The 14311-nt window shown below is 70.0% G+C and carries 12 protein-coding genes; 9 read left to right on the top strand and 3 right to left on the bottom strand.

All coding sequences use genetic code 11. From position 1 onward, the window contains the following. Positions 1-97 precede the first annotated feature (97 nt). From GTZ93_RS24205 to pcnB, 7 genes are all read left to right on the top strand, one after another. Positions 98-925 carry an outer membrane beta-barrel domain-containing protein gene (locus tag GTZ93_RS24205; protein WP_120581361.1) on the top strand — a complete coding sequence of 276 codons (828 nt, stop codon included), beginning with the start codon at positions 98-100 and terminating at the stop codon, positions 923-925. Then, on the top strand, positions 922-1815 hold the full coding sequence (locus tag GTZ93_RS24200; RefSeq protein ID WP_139921446.1) for an outer membrane beta-barrel domain-containing protein: 894 nt from the start codon (positions 922-924) through the stop codon (positions 1813-1815). The genes GTZ93_RS24205 and GTZ93_RS24200 overlap by 4 nt, the downstream gene beginning before the upstream one ends. Before the next feature lie 5 nt (positions 1816-1820). Then, positions 1821-3866, top strand: coding sequence for an adventurous gliding motility protein GltC (gene gltC / locus GTZ93_RS24195; protein ID WP_120581358.1), 2046 nt, complete (start codon positions 1821-1823; stop codon positions 3864-3866). Between the two features lie 111 nt (positions 3867-3977). Further along, positions 3978-5291 carry an MFS transporter gene (locus tag GTZ93_RS24190; RefSeq protein WP_161663021.1) on the top strand — a complete coding sequence of 438 codons (1314 nt, stop codon included), beginning with the start codon at positions 3978-3980 and terminating at the stop codon, positions 5289-5291. Positions 5292-5301: 10 nt separating this feature from the next. After that, complete coding sequence (gene plsX / locus GTZ93_RS24185) at positions 5302-6336, top strand: phosphate acyltransferase PlsX (RefSeq protein ID WP_120581642.1); 1035 nt, start codon at positions 5302-5304, stop codon at positions 6334-6336. Further along, positions 6333-7379, top strand: a complete 1047-nt coding sequence (locus GTZ93_RS24180; RefSeq protein WP_120581641.1) for a phosphatase domain-containing protein — start codon at positions 6333-6335, stop codon at positions 7377-7379. Before plsX ends, GTZ93_RS24180 begins: the two co-directional genes overlap by 4 nt. Positions 7380-7763: 384 nt before the next feature. Beyond that, positions 7764-9482: a polynucleotide adenylyltransferase PcnB gene (gene pcnB, locus GTZ93_RS24175; protein ID WP_161663020.1), complete on the top strand. Its 1719-nt coding sequence runs from the start codon at positions 7764-7766 to the stop codon at positions 9480-9482. 84 nt (positions 9483-9566) lie between these two features. On the opposite strand, the gene dinB is transcribed toward pcnB, so the two are convergent. Next, positions 9567-10772: a DNA polymerase IV gene (gene dinB, locus GTZ93_RS24170; protein WP_121759948.1), complete on the bottom strand. Its 1206-nt coding sequence runs from the start codon at positions 10770-10772 to the stop codon at positions 9567-9569. A gap of 41 nt (positions 10773-10813) precedes the next feature. Between dinB and GTZ93_RS24165 the strand changes: the two genes are divergently transcribed. Next, positions 10814-11227, top strand: a complete 414-nt coding sequence (locus GTZ93_RS24165; RefSeq protein ID WP_014398332.1) for a secondary thiamine-phosphate synthase enzyme YjbQ — start codon at positions 10814-10816, stop codon at positions 11225-11227. Here GTZ93_RS24165 and GTZ93_RS24160 read toward each other — a convergent pair. Both GTZ93_RS24160 and GTZ93_RS24155 read right to left on the bottom strand, forming a co-directional pair. Then, a complete protein-coding gene (locus GTZ93_RS24160) occupies positions 11224-12165 on the bottom strand; it encodes an RluA family pseudouridine synthase (protein WP_139923756.1) in 942 nt (313 codons plus the stop codon). The two genes, GTZ93_RS24165 and GTZ93_RS24160, sit on opposite strands and share 4 nt — an antisense overlap. Beyond that, the gene (locus tag GTZ93_RS24155; protein WP_161663019.1) at positions 12162-13280 is read right to left on the bottom strand and encodes a serine/threonine-protein kinase; all 1119 of its coding nucleotides are present in this window, start codon (positions 13278-13280) and stop codon (positions 12162-12164) included. The genes GTZ93_RS24160 and GTZ93_RS24155 overlap by 4 nt, the downstream gene beginning before the upstream one ends. Positions 13281-13407: 127 nt before the next feature. Here GTZ93_RS24155 and GTZ93_RS24150 point away from each other — a divergent pair, with 127 nt between their 5' ends. Continuing rightward, on the top strand, positions 13408-14298 hold the full coding sequence (locus tag GTZ93_RS24150; protein ID WP_161663018.1) for a serine/threonine protein kinase: 891 nt from the start codon (positions 13408-13410) through the stop codon (positions 14296-14298). The last annotated feature ends 13 nt before the right edge of the window (positions 14299-14311 follow it).

Below are 14311 nucleotides of genomic sequence, written 5' to 3'. Positions count from 1 at the left end.
GGTTGATGGTTGGGAATACGGCCGATAGGATGGTGCGGCTGATGTCATGCTGCCTTCCGGTGGCAGTACGTTCCCTCCCCCCACGGAGCGCCCGGACTTGAACCGCCCCACGCTGCTGCTTGCGCTGAGCCTGATGTGGCCCGCGCTGGCCCCCGCCCAGAACCAGCAAGGCATGGGCCTCGATCTGACCGAGGACTCCCAGGCCAAGCCACCCGAAGAGAACCCCGCGCCGCCGCCGGACGAGGAAGCCCGTCCCGCGTCGCCGCCAGCCGCCACCCCGGCGAAGGACATCCCGATCGAAGCGCTGATGCCGCTCACGGACATCACCCAGGACGACCGGGTGAAGAGCGTTCAGCGCAAGGTCTATCTGAAGAAGAACCGCCTGGAGATCTCACCGTTCGTGAGCATCTCCGTGAACGACCCGTTCTATTCGAAGTTCGGCGGCTCGTTGCGCGCGGCCTGGTACCTGTCGGACACGCTGGCCGTCTCGGCGCGTGGCTCGCTCATCCAGGTCATCCCGTCGGATGACGTCCGCACGGCGAAGCGCACCTTCAACAGCAAGATCTACGGCTCCGTGCCGAACTGGTCCGCCATGGGCGACCTGGAGTGGGCGCCGCTCTACGGCAAGGTGTCCTTCCTGAACTCCATCCTCCACTTCGACGGCTACCTGCTGGGTGGCATGGGCGTGGTGAGGACGGAGACCTCCGCGCTGCCGGACCGCGGCCTCAACCCGGCGTTCGACCTGGGCCTGGGCATGCGCTTCGTCACCAAGGACTACCTGGCCGTCAACGTGGCCCTCATCAACACCTCCTACGTGGACCAGCCCCTGGGCAGCAGCAAGGGCGCCCTCCAGAACGTCATGACCCTCAACGCGGGCATCTCCATCTTCCTGCCCCTCAAGTCGACGGGGAGGGAGTCCGAATGAAGCCCGCCTTCCGTCTGCTCCTGACCCTGTGCGCGGGCGTGCCCACGCTCGCCGCCGCCGACCAGGCGCCCGCTCCGGCCGCCGCCGCTCCGGCTCCGGCCACGCCTGCTCCGGCTCCGGCTCCGGCGACCCCGGCCCCGAAGACCGCCGCCAACTCCAACCCGCCCGCCGGCTCGCAGGAGGAGGAGGCCGGCGACGTGTCCGAGGTGGACAAGGACGCCCTGGGGCCTCTTCGCGAGCGCATCCGGCCGGTGTCCGGCCACATGTTCCTCAAGAAGGGCCGCTTCGAGGTCAGCCCGTCCGCGTCCATCACCATCCGCGACGCGTTCTACAAGAAGTACATCTTCGGCGGCACCGTCACCTACTTCCCCACGGAGACGCTGGGCGTAGGCCTTCGCGGTGGCTACGCGCTGAACTCCGTGGCGGGCTCCGCGCAGATCTGCACCTTCACGCCGGGCGAGGACGGGGACACCCGCGGCTGCCGCGCGCCCACCAAGGGTGAGCTGGACGGGTATGCGCCCGGCCAGATGACGCTCACGGGCGGCGTGGACGTCCAGTGGGCGCCCATCTACGGCAAGCTGTCGCTGCTGGCGGAGAAGTTCGTCCACTTCGACATGTACGGCGTCGTGGGCGCGTCCGTCGTCCAGTACAAGGGCCCGGCGGAGTCGCTGGCGGACGGCTCGCCCGTCGCGGGCAGCAAGTCGTACCTCACGGGCGGCGGCAATGTGGGCGTCGGCCTGCGCTTCTTCTTCAACCGGTGGATGACGCTGCGCACGGAGCTGCGCGACATCATCTACGTGGAGAAGGGCCGGGATCCCACGCCCAACTACCTCCGCAACCAGATCCTGTTCGAGCTGGGCCTGTCCTTCTTCTTCCCCTCCGGTTCCTGAGACTCATGCGCACCCACCGGTTCCTCCGCCTCGCCGTCCTCGGGCTCACGCTCGCGTACACGGCCCCCACGCTGGCCCAGTCCTTCGAAGGGCTGGACCTGGCGGGCCAGTCGAAGAAGAAGAAGAAGGGGGCCTCGTCGAAGGCTTCCTCGAAGAAGAAGACGTCCGTCAAGCGTGGCAAGGGCAAGACGACCGCCCCGGCCGAGGACGCGGACGAGTCCGCCTCCGACACCAGCGCGCCCGTGGGCAACCCCGCCACGCCGCCCGCCGCGGTGACGACGACGCCGGCGCCCACGGCCACTCCGGCCGCGCCCGCCGCGAAGCCCACGCCGCCCTCGAAGCCGGCCGGGCAGGGCAGCCCCGGCCTGGGGCTGGACCTCACGGGTGACAACGACAAGCCGCCCGCGCCCACGATGTCGTTCGACGCGGTGGACGTGTCCGGCAAGACGGCGGACCGCCAGCGCCTGGACGCGGCCATCAGCCTGTTCAAGAACGACGAGTACGAGAAGGCCGCGATGGCGTCCCACGAGCTGTTGGGGGACCCCAAGCTCCAGGGCCTGCACGTCGAGGCCCGCTACGTGCTCGCCAAGTCGCTCTACCGCATGGGGCTGTACCACTCGTCGCTGGGCGAGTTCTCCAAGATCCTCGCCGCGGGCCCGTCCACGAAGTTCTTCAAGACGAGCCTGGAGTGGCTGTTCTTCATCAGCCGCAAGACGCAGAACGAGACGGTCATCCTGGATGAGATCGCCCGGTACGCGAACTACGAGTTCCCGGAGAAGTTCCGGAACGAGTTCCGCTACCTGCTGGCGCGCTACCACTTCGTGCGTGGCCGCGCCCTGGATCAAGTGGGCCAGACGGAGAACGCGGACAAGTCCTTTGAAGAAGTGAAGCGCCTGGCGCTGACCATCCCGCGCACGGACGTGTTCTACCCGCGCGCGAAGTACCTGGAGGGCCTGGCCTTCTTCCGCAACGGCACGAACCACAAGGACGCGGCGGCCAAGCGCGGCAACACGGACGTCATGGCGTCCGTGGAGGCCATGAAGGAAGTGGTGCGCCTCACCCGTCCCATGGCGGGCCGCTCCGGCGAGCAGGCGAAGCTGGACAAGTCGCTGCGCGAGCTGGCGTTCATGCAGCTGGCCCGTACGCACTACGGCATGCAGCAGAACCGCTTCTCCATCTTCTATTTGAACAAGGTGGAGCGCGGGAACACGCAGTGGCTGGAGGCGCTCTTCGAGTCCTCCTGGGCCAACTACCGCATCGGCCAGTACGAGCAGGCGCTGGGCAACCTCATCACCCTGTCGTCGCCCTTCTTCCGCGAGGAGTACTTCCCTGAGGCGCTCATCCTCAAGGCGGTCATCTATTACGAGAACTGCCGCTACCGGGAGTCCAACCTCATCCTCCAGGACTTCGAGCGCACCTACCTGCCCGTGCACGACGAGCTGGACGGGCTGGTGAAGAAGAACATGGACGCCTCCGAGTACTACACGGTGCTCGCGGACGTGCAGAAGAAGAACAAGGACGGCCTGGAGAAGAACGGCACGGACGTGCTCCTGGAGCGCATCCTGCGGCTGGCCCTCACGGATCAGGACCTGAAGAAGACCAACGACTCCATCCTGGAGCTCGAGGGTGAGATGGACCTGTTCTCCAACAAGGGCGACACGTTCAAGTACTCGGAGCTGACCAAGCAGCTGCTGGAAGAGCTCAAGGTCCAGCGCACCAGCCTCATCTCCAAGGCCGGCATCATGGCCAAGGGCAAGCTGGAGACGGAGCTGGGCGCGCTCAAGCTGCTGCTGGCCAACGGCCTGCGCATCAAGTTCGAGACGACCACCAAGGAGAAGGAGTTCCTGGAGGAGCAGCTCAAGGCGGGCGGCCGCACGGCCATCGTCAAGAAGTACAAGTACTCCGTGGCGGTGGCGGACGATCAGCTCTACTGGCCCTACGAGGGCGAGTACTGGCGTGACGAGCTGGGCACGTACCAGTACACGATGACCAAGGGCTGCATCGAGCGCGACACGGCCAACCGCCAAATCCAGTCCGCCGAGGCGATGTAGACGCCTCGCGCTGAGAGTGGGATTCTTCCCGGCCGCCGGAGCGCCCCGTACGCGCGCTCCGGCGGTCTTGTCTTTTCCAACGGTCCCTCGAAGGGACGAGGGAGTGCGAAGTTGGCTCGGGAGGCGTCGCTGCGGGTGGTGTTCGGCATCGCCGTCCTGGACCTCATCGGGTTCGGCATCCTGATTCCGCAGCTGGGCGTGTACGGCGTGCGCTTTGGCGCTTCCCCCTTCGCGGTGGGGCTGCTGGTCGCGGTGTACTCGCTGATGCAGCTGGTGGCGGCGCCCATCATGGGGCGGCTGTCGGACCGGTTCGGCCGGCGGCCGGTGCTGCTCATTTCCCAGGTGGGTTCGCTGCTGGGCTACGTGCTGTTCGCCTTCGCGCACACGCTGCCCCTCCTGTTCCTGTCCCGCGTCATCGACGGGGTGTCCGGCGGCAACGTGTCCACGGCGCAGGCGGTGGTGGCGGACATCACCAAGCCCCATGAGCGCGCGCGGGGCATGGGCATCATCGGCGCGGCGTTCGGCCTGGGCTTCGTGCTGGGGCCCGCGCTGGGCGGCGTGCTGGGGGCGTGGGGCGGCAACCTGGCCATTGGCCTGTTCGCGGCGGGGCTGTCCGCGCTGAACCTCATCAACACCTGGTTCTTCCTGCCGGAGACGCGCAGGGCGGACTCGCCGTCCGCCACGTCTCGCAACATGCGGGGCGCGGCCGCCGCGTTGACGCTGCCCGTCGTGGGCCGGTGCGTGGTGCTGGTGCTGCTCTACACGGTGGCCTTCGCGCAGATGGAGGGCACCTTCTCCGTGTACCTGCTGACGCGCTTCCTGTCCTCCGGGCCGGTGCCGCTGGAGGGCGGGTGGCTGGTTCACGCGGTGCATCCGGACGCGTCCATCCTGAAGGAGGCGAGCCTGCGCTCCGGGGCGCTCTTCGCGGTGGTGGGCGTGCTGTCCGCGCTGGTGCAGGGCGGGCTGATGCGCCGGCTGGTGGCGGCCGGGCATGGCGCATCAGGCCATGGGGCGGCAGGTGCCCCGGGGGGCAGGGGAGGGCGGGAGGCCCCGGTGGCCGTGGTGGGTTTCGGGCTGACGGCGGTAGGGCTGGCCTTGCTGCCCGTGGCGCCGTCGTACGGGTGGCTTTTCCCGGTGATGGGCCTGTTGGCGGTGGGCTCCGCGCTGGTGACGCCGTGCCTGTCCGCGCTGGTGTCCCTGCACGCCCCCATGGAGCGGCAGGGGGCGGTGCTGGGGGCCTATCAGGCGTCCGGCTCGCTGGGCCGCATCATCGGGCCCGCGCTGGGCGGCCTGCTCTTCACCCGACTGGGCCCGACAGCCCCGTACGGGACGGGCGCGGTGCTGGTGGCGCTGGGTGGACTTTTGGCACTGTCGTTGGTGACACAGGTGCGATTGTCGGGAGCAGGCGCGGAGCAAAGCTCATAGGATGGGGACCATGGTGGGCAAGCCGCAGCACATCACCATCGCGTTCGACGTGATGGGGAGCGATCACGGCCCGTTGGAGGTGGTGCGAGGCGCCGCCCAGCTTTCGCTGGAGTCTCCGCACATCCACGCGCTGCTCGTGGGGGACCGGCCGGTCATCGACGAGGCCCTGGCGAGCATCAAGCACAACGGGGAGCGCATCTCCGTGCACCACGCGGGCGACTACGTGGGCATGGACGAAAAGCCCGGCGAGGCGCTGGCGCGCAAACCCGAGTCCTCCGTGGCGGTGGCCGCCCGGCTGGTGGCGGAGGGTGAGGCGCACGCGCTGGTCTCCGCGGGCAACACGGGCGCGGGCGTGCTCGCGTGCAAGCGCCACTTCCAGCTGATTCCCGGCGTGCGCCGCGCGGCCCTGGCCACGGTGTACCCCACGAGGGGCGTGCGAGGCGCGAAGCAGGACCCGTTCAGCCTCATCCTCGACGTGGGCGCCACGGTGGAGGCCACCGCGGAGGACCTGGTGGCGTTCGCCGTCATGGGCTCCGCCTACGCGCGCATCATCTCCCGCAACGAGCGGCCGAAGGTGGCGCTCCTGTCCAACGGCGTCGAGCCCCAGAAGGGCCCGCCGCGCGTGGTGGAGGCGCACCAGCGGCTGTCGCAGATGGCGGGGCTCAACTTCACGGGGAACGTGGAGGGCATCGACATTCCGCGCGGCACGGTGGACGTCATCGTCACGGACGGCTTCGTGGGCAACGTGTGCCTGAAGATGCTGGAGGGCGTGCACGACACGGTGATGGAGCTGGCCCAGTACGCCTACAAGGAGAGCCTGCGCTGGCGCGCGGGCCTGGCCATGCTGTCGTCCGGCATCGAGCGGCTGAAGGACATCACGGACTGGGAGCAGTACGGCGGCGCGCCCATCCTGGGGTTCGACCGCATCTTCATCAAGGCGCACGGCCGCTCCAAGGCGCGCGCCATCGCGAACGCGGGCAAGGTGGCCGCGAAGGCGGTGGCGAACGAGCTGGGCACCGCCATCCAGGAGGGCCTGGCGAAGTGAGCCTGCCGGACCGCATCGACCCGCCCCCCCCGCGCCGCATCTACCGGTGGGACCTGGACAAGACGTACCTCCAGACGGACTTCGAATCGCTGCGCGACCTGTTCCGCACGGCGTTCCAGAAGGCCCATGAGAAGGTCGCCATCCCGGGCGCGTCCGCCCTCATCCGCGAGCTGGCGGAGCAGGGGGACTCGCGGCTGTGCATCGTGTCCGGCAGCCCCAAGCAGATGCGCGCGGTGCTGGAGGAGAAGCTCAAGCTGGACGGCATCCAGTGGGATGAGTTCGTCCTCAAGGACAACGTGGGCAACCTCCTGCGCGGGCGCTTCCGGGCCCTGCGCGGACAGGTGGGCTACAAGCTGCCCGCCATCCTGGAGAGCCGCGTCCACGCGCCGGTGGAAGCGGAAGAAGTGCTCTTCGGCGATGACGCCGAGGCCGATGCGTTCATCTATTCGCTCTACGCGGACCTCATCGCGGGCCGGGTGGACGAGCGCGTGCTGTCCCAGGTGCTGGAGGCGGGCGGGGTGTACCCGGACGACGTCGCGCGGGTGCAGGAGGCATGGAAGAAGATTCCCATCGCGGACCCGGTGCGGCGCATCTTCATCCACCTGGACAAGCTGACGCCGCCCGCGCACTTCACGCCGTATGGCCCGCGCGTGGTGCCCATCTTCAACTACTTCCAGGCGGCGCTGGTGCTGCTGGCGGACGGCCACCTCACGGCGCCGCAGGTGCTGAAAATCGCCGTGGAGATGGTGCAGACGGCGGGGCACAACATCATCACGCTGTCGAACTCGTTCCAGGACCTGCTGAGGCGAGGACTGCCGCTGCAGCAGGCGGCCATCGCGCTGTCCCAGGCGATGGAGGGGCCCAACGCGCTGCTCAAGGCCATGCGCCCCATGCCGGACATCCTGGCCGCGTTCAGCAAGCGTCTGGCCGCGCTGGGCACGCAGCCCCCCCCACCGCGCGTGCAGGCGGTGGACTACGTGTCGCTCATCTCCCACGCGCTGCCCCGGACCCATAAGGGGCGCACCCTGAAGCCGCCCACCTGAAGCGCCCGGCCTTCGGGCCCGGCCGTCTGCCTGCCTGCTTCCCGGCCCCTCCAGCATTGAGGGCCCGTGGCGGCCGGAGTCTGGCCCGGATTGGGGTGTTATCCAGTGGAAGCGCCTCCCACGGGCAGCGGGCGCACGGCGGGCGAGCAGGGGGCCCCAGGTGGACCCCCAACGTCCCTGAAGAATGTCCTTAAGCGCGACCCCCATGGGTGGGAGGATGCGTGCTAGACGGCTGCCCTGCCGAGGCGAATGACGCGAGACCCGACCCATCCCCCGCCCCCTGGCGGAACGCTGCCAGCCGCGCCCGGAGACGACGCGCGCGGAGAGGCCTCCTTCGAGGCGGCAGCGGACACGGCATCCGGGTCCGCGCACGAGGTTTTTTCCATGTCTTCCCCCCTGGACCTGTCGGGCCCCGAGGAGCGCGGCGAGCGCACCGAGGCCCAGGTGCCCGCGGACTCCGCCGAGCACCCCAGCGATTTCGAAACCCCTTCCCGGGCCGCCCCGGCCCCCTCCGAGCCCCCCTTCGCCGCGGACGCGGCGGAGGACGACGGGTTCGACGACGATGACGATGACACCGAGGACGCCGGCCCGGAGGTCACCGACGAAATCCTGGCCGCCACCGAGGCCCTGAAGGCCGCGGAGGCGGAGGACGCGCAGGCCGCCGCCGAGGCGGGTGACGAAGCCGAGGAGCCCGAGGCCGTCATCCTGGAGCCGGAGCCGGAGCCCGCCGCGAACGAGCCGGAGTTGCAGGCGCCCACCACCACCCGCACGGGTGAGCCCGCGGAAATCGACCCGGACGAGATGGATCCGGACGCGCTCAAGGTGGTGCTGCGGCTGCACCAGCACGGCCACCAGGCGTACCTGGTGGGTGGCTGCGTGCGCGACCTGCTGTTGGGCAAGAAGCCCAAGGACTTCGACGTGGCCACCAGCGCCCACCCGGGCGAGGTGCGCGCCATCTTCCGCAACTGCCGGCTCATCGGCAGGCGCTTCCGGTTGGCGCACGTCTACTTCAAGGGCGGGAAGATCGTGGAGGTGTCCACCTTCCGCGCGAACCCCACGGAGCTGGAGCCGGCGGCGGCGGGGGTGGAGGAGGGGCAGAGTGGCGAGGACCTCCTCATCACCCACGACAACGTCTTCGGCACCGCGCAGCAGGACGCGCGCCGCCGCGACTTCACCATCAACGGCCTGTTCTACGACGCGGCTGAAGGCCGGGTCATCGACTACGTGCGCGGCCGGCGCGACCTGGATGAGCGCTTCATCCGGACGATTGGCGACCCGGAAATCCGCATGCGCGAGGACCCGGTGCGCATCCTGCGCGCGGTGCGCTTCGCGGCGAAGCTGGACCTGGACATCGAGTCGCGCACGTACGCGGCGATGGAGGGCGCGGTGGAGGACCTGCCGCGCTGCGCGCCCGCGCGCCTGCTGGAGGAGACGTTCCGGCTCATCCGCGGCGGCGTGTCCGCCCCGGCGCTGAAGCTGCTGGCGGCGCTGGACTCGCTGAAGATTCTGCTGCCGCCCGTGGACGAGTACCTGCGTGAGAACGGCAAGGAAGGGGAGAAGACCTTCTACGCCTTCGCGCAGGCGCTGGATAAGCGCGTGTCCGCGGGAGAGGTGCTGGACGACGCCATCCTGCTGGCGGCGTTGCTGGTGCCCATCAGCCGCGCGCACCCGCCGGTGGAGGAGTCGCAGGACGAGGGCCGCGCGTCGGTGTCGCGCGTCATCGAGGACCTGCTGGCGGGCTTCGTGGAGTCCGCGCGGCTGCCGCGCCGCATCGCCGAGCGCTGCCGCATGCTGCTCCTGATGCAGCGCACGCTGTCCGGGGAGCGCCGCCGCAAGACGGGCGCCTTCCGCCGCCACCCGCTCTTCAACGAGGCGCTGGCCGTCTACGCGATGACGGTGGAGGCCACGGACGAGGGCCGCGAGGCGCTGGAGGCCTGGCAGGCCGGAGAGGTGCCTCCGCCGCGCGCCGGAGCCGCTGGCGGTGCGGACGCGGAAGGCCCGCGCCGCAAGCGCCGTCGCCGCCGTCGCCGCCGTTCCGGCAACGGGAGCGGAGAGGGCGGCGGTTCGGGCGCCTCCTCCGGTTCCGACGCGGGCGAGGGGTAGTTCCTTCGCGGTGGTGTCGCAGCGAAAGGGCTGGAGTGCTTCAGGCGCTCCGGCTTTTTTCGTGTCCGCAAGCCCGGGGACGCGCTACCGCTTCGGCTTGTCCACCGGCTTCTCGGAGCGGTGCTGGTCATCGTCCGACGCCTCCGCCCCCGCGATGTCCGCCATGGTGATGGCCTTGCTGCCGAAGCGCGCCGCGATGCGGTCCATCGCCTCGTTCAGCTTCGACGACTTCGGCGCGGCCGCCGGGAACAAGCCCAGCTGCGGCTCGTCCTCGTCCAACTGCACGCTCACGCCGGTGAGCCGCAGCGCCTTGCCTTCGTGCGCGCGCTCCAGCAGCTCCAGCGCCGCGCGGTAGATGACCTGCCCGTCGTCCGTGGCCTCGCGCAGCGTGACGCGGCGGGTGATGAGCGTGAAGTCCGCGAACTTCAGCTTGAGCTGCACCACGCGGCCCTTCAGCGTCGCGCGCCGCAGCCGCCGGGCCACCCTCAGGGCCTGCGCGTGCACGTGCGGCTTGAGCGCCTCCAGGCCCGTCAGGTCCTCGTCGAAGGTGTCCTCCGCGCCCACGCTCTTGGCCGCCCGGTCCGGCACCACGTCCCGCGCGTCGATGCCGTGCGACAGCTCCCACAGGTGCTTCGCGCTCGCCGCGCCGAACCGCTCCTCCAGCCAGTCCACGTCCCGCGCCGCCACGTCGCCAATGGTGACGAGCCCCGCGCGCTTCATCGCCTCTTCCGTCTTCGGCCCCACGCCCCACAGGCGCGACACCGGCAGCCCGGCGAGGAAGGCCACCGTCTCCTCCGGGCGCACCTCGCGCTGGCCGTTGGGCTTCGCCAGGTCGGAGGCGATCTTCGCCACGAACTTCGCCGTGGCGATGCCCGCGGACGCCGGCAGGTTCAGCTCGTGGGCGATCTCCTTGCGGATCCGCTTCGCGATGTCCGCCGCCGCGCCGAACAGCCCCACCGACGCCGTGACGTCCAGGAACGCCTCGTCCAGCGACAGGGGCTCAATCAGCGGCGTGTACCGCTCGAAGATGGCGAACACGTGCTCGCTGGCCTCCGCGTAGGCGGAGAAGCGCGGCTTCACCACGATGGCGTGCGGCGCCTGCTTCATCGCCCGCGCCATGGGCATGGCGCTGCGGACTCCGAAGGGGCGCACCTCGTAGGACGCGGCCACCACCACGCCGCGTTGTGCATGCCCGCCAACGATGACCGGCTTGCCCCGGAGGGACGGGTTGTCGCGCTGCTCGACGGACGCATAGAAGGCGTCCATGTCCACGTGGAGGATGGCTCGCATGACGTGAGTCACTCTAGTGGTCCCCTCTGACAGTGCGAGCCATGAAGACCCTCACCGAATACCTCTGGTTCGAGACGAAGGCCCGGCGCGAACTGGTGCGCCTGACGGACACCGTGGCCGCCCTGCTGAAGAAGAGCGGCATCCAGGAGGGCATGGTGCTGGTGTCCGCCATGCACATCACCGCGGGCGTCTTCGTCAACGACGACGAGCCCGGCCTCCACGAGGACATCTGGGACTGGCTCCAGCACCTGGCGCCCCACGGCCCCGACTACCGCCACCACCGCACCGGCGAGGACAACGGCGACGCGCATCTGAAATCCATGCTCGTCCACCATCAGGTGCTGATTCCCGTCACCGCCGGCAAGCTCGACCTGGGCCCCTGGCAGCAGGTCTTCTACGCGGAGTTCGACGGCCAGCGCCGCAAGCGCGTCATCGTCAAGGTGATGGGCGACTAACCGGCCACGGGCCACGCCAGCCCGTGGCGTCCCAGCTCCGCCACCAGGTCCGGCGGCAGCGGGCTCTCCACCTTCACGGGCTCCTTCGTCACCGGGTGCTGCACGGTGAGCGAGCGGGCGTGCAGGAAGAACCGCCCCAGCTCCGGCGCCTCGCGGCCCCCGTAGAGCGCGTCCCCCACGAGCGGCGCGCCCACCCCGGCCAGATGCGCGCGCACCTGGTGCAGCACGCCGGTGAGGATTTTCACCTCCACCAGGCTGTAGTCGCCGGACCGGGCCAGCACCCGGAAGTGGGACAGCGCCTCGCGGGCGTCCTCGGCGCCGTAGGGGGCGGGCTCCACGCGGTCTGGATGGCGCGGGTGGTGGCGCAGAGGCACCTCCACCTCGCCCTCGTCCGCCAGCGGGCCCGTCACCAGGGCGACGTAGCGCTTGTCCACCGCGCGGTTGCTGAAGGCCTCGCGCACGGTGGTCCAGGCCTCTCGCGTGCGGGCCGCCGCGAGCACCCCGGACGTCTCCACGTCCAGCCGGTGGCACAGGCCGCCCTCGCGCGGGTCCTGGGACGCCTGCGCGACCTCCGGGTAGCGCGCCACCAGGGCGTTGGCCACCGTGCCCGTCTCACCGGGCTGCAGGGGGTGCGACGGGCGGCCAGCGGGCTTGTCCACGAAGAGCAGGGCCGCGTCCTCATGCAGGACGACGAGCGGGAAGTCCGTGTCGGGCACGGCCTCGCGCGAGGACTCCTCCACCGTCACGGCGACCTTCTGGCCGGCGGTGACGAGGAGGCCCTTCTTGGCGGGGCGGCCGTCCACGCGGACCTGACCCTCCTCGAAGAGGCGCTTCATGCGCGCGCGGGACAGGCCCAGGGCCTCGCCCGCGAACAGGTCCACCCGCTGGCCCGCCTTGTCGGCGTCCACGGTGAGGGTGTGCGTCGTCGTCGTGGTCACTCGGAGAGGGCCTCGTACACTTCCTCGGCCGTCTGGAACCGGTCGTCCGGCTCCTTGCGGATGAGGCGATGGGCCACCCGCGCCAGCTGCGGGTCGCCATGCAGGTTGAGCGCGAGCAGCGGCGGAGGTTCCGTCTCCAGCACCTGGCGCCACAGCTCGTGCGGCGTTTTCGCGTCGAACGGCGGACGCCCGCTCATCAGCTCGTACAGGATGACGCCCAGGCTGTACAGGTCCGAGCGCCCGTCCAGCGGCTCGCCCAGAATCTGCTCCGGAGCCATGTACCGGTAGGTGCCCACCAGCTTGCCGTCCGCGGTGATGCCCGCGTCGTCCGCGAGGAACTTGGCCAGGCCGAAGTCCATCAGCCGCACCTGGCGGTCGTCGTCCACCATGATGTTGGACGGCTTCAGGTCGCGGTGCACCAGCCCGTGGCCGTGGATATACGCCAGCGCCTCGCACACCTGGAGCATGGCGTCCTTCAGCTTGCCCATGCGCTCCGGACGGTTGAGGTCCGCCTCCTTCGGCGTGGTGGGGCGGGAAGGGGGCTGCGGCGCGCGAGGGGCGGCCCGGCGCGGATCCACCACGCGCATCCCGTCCGAATCCGAGTCGTCGTCCCCGGCGCCGTGGAAGCTGGCCAGGTCCTCGCTGGGCGCTTCCTCCGCGAAGGCGTTGAGGTCGAAGGTGCCGTCGTCCTCCACGTCGTCGTCCTCTTCCTCGTCCGGACTGTCGACGCTGCCGAAGTCGTCGTCCGCGGTGCGGCGGATGGTGAGCGGGCCGCGCGAGGAGGGCGTGGGCGTGTGCAGGTCGTTGAAGCTCACGTCCAGGTAGTGGCGCAGCGTGAGCCCCTCGATGAGCTCCATGGCCAGGTACGGCTGGCCCGCGTGGACGCCGGCCTCGAAGACCTTCACCACGTTGGGGTGGGCCAGGTCCGCGAGCGTCTCGAATTCGCGCGCGAGTCTCCGGGCCGCGCGGTCGTCCAGCGACGGTCCACCCGTCGACAGGAGCTTCAGCGCGACCTCGTCGTTGCTGCGGCGGTCCAGGGCCCGATAGACGGTCCCGGCCCCGCCACTGCCGAGCGTTTCCAACACGCGGTAGGGACCAATGGCCTTGGGAGGCATGGGAGCGCGGATCCTACGGACCACGTCACGTCAGGGTCAAACATGCAGACGGCGCTTGAGAGGTTGCGAACGCCTGGCCCCTGGGCTGTTTCACTTTTCCAGTGAGGCATGGGAAGCCTCACGGACCATGCAAATCGGGAAGTATCGGCTCATCCAGAAGCTCTCCGAAGGAGAGAGGGTGGAGACCTTCCTGGCGGAAGACGCCAGAGGCCCGTGTGAGCTCCAGCGCGTCCTTCCCGAGCTCACGAGGCGCCCCGAGCTCGTGAAGACGTTCCTGTCCGAGGCCGAGAATGCTTCGTGCCTGGTCCATCCGAACGTGCAGCGGGTCCTCGACTTCGGGACGGAGGATGGGAGCGCATTCCGGGTGACGGAGCCCATCGATGGGCCTTCGCTGCACTCACTCATCCAGGCGTTGGCGGCGCAGGGGGCGCCGCTGCCGCTCGGCGTGTGCGCAGGGCTCGTGGCCCAGGCCGCCATGGGGCTGGCGTACGTGCACGCGCTGACGGATGGGGCGACGGGAATGCCGCTGGAGTGGGCGCACCGCGACGTGCGGCCCGGGACCGTCCGGGTGTCCCGGGAGGGCGTCGTGAAGGTGAGCGACTTCGGCATCGCGAAGCTGGCGGTGCACGACCTCCGCACGCGGCTGACGCCGGTGGATGCCCTGGCGTACAAGCCGCCGGAGCTGTTCCAGCGCCAGTCTCCGGACCTGCGCGGTGACGTGTACGGGTTGGGGATGGTGCTCTACGAACTGCTCACCGGCCTGCGTCCCTTCGTCGGGCAGGACCTCGTGGGCGCGCTCAATGCCATCCGCTCCGCTTCCTACGTGCCCGCGGTGGAGCGCCGGCCGGACCTGCCGGAGGCGATGCAGCGCATCCTGGAGCGGGCGCTCGCGACGGACCCGGTGGAGCGCTATCCGGACTGCCCCGCGTTCCATGCGGACCTGGAGCGCTTCATGTCCTTCCTGGACGAACCGGTGGGGCCGGACGTGCTGGCCCGGTGGGTGGCACGGGTGACCTGAGGCGGGGGCAGGC

Origin of the sequence: Corallococcus exiguus (assembly GCF_009909105.1) — a bacterium.
In the GTDB taxonomy this organism is placed as follows: domain Bacteria; phylum Myxococcota; class Myxococcia; order Myxococcales; family Myxococcaceae; genus Corallococcus; species Corallococcus exiguus.
Note: the sequence above shows the minus strand (reverse complement) of the source record. Positions and strands in the feature narration are given on the sequence as shown.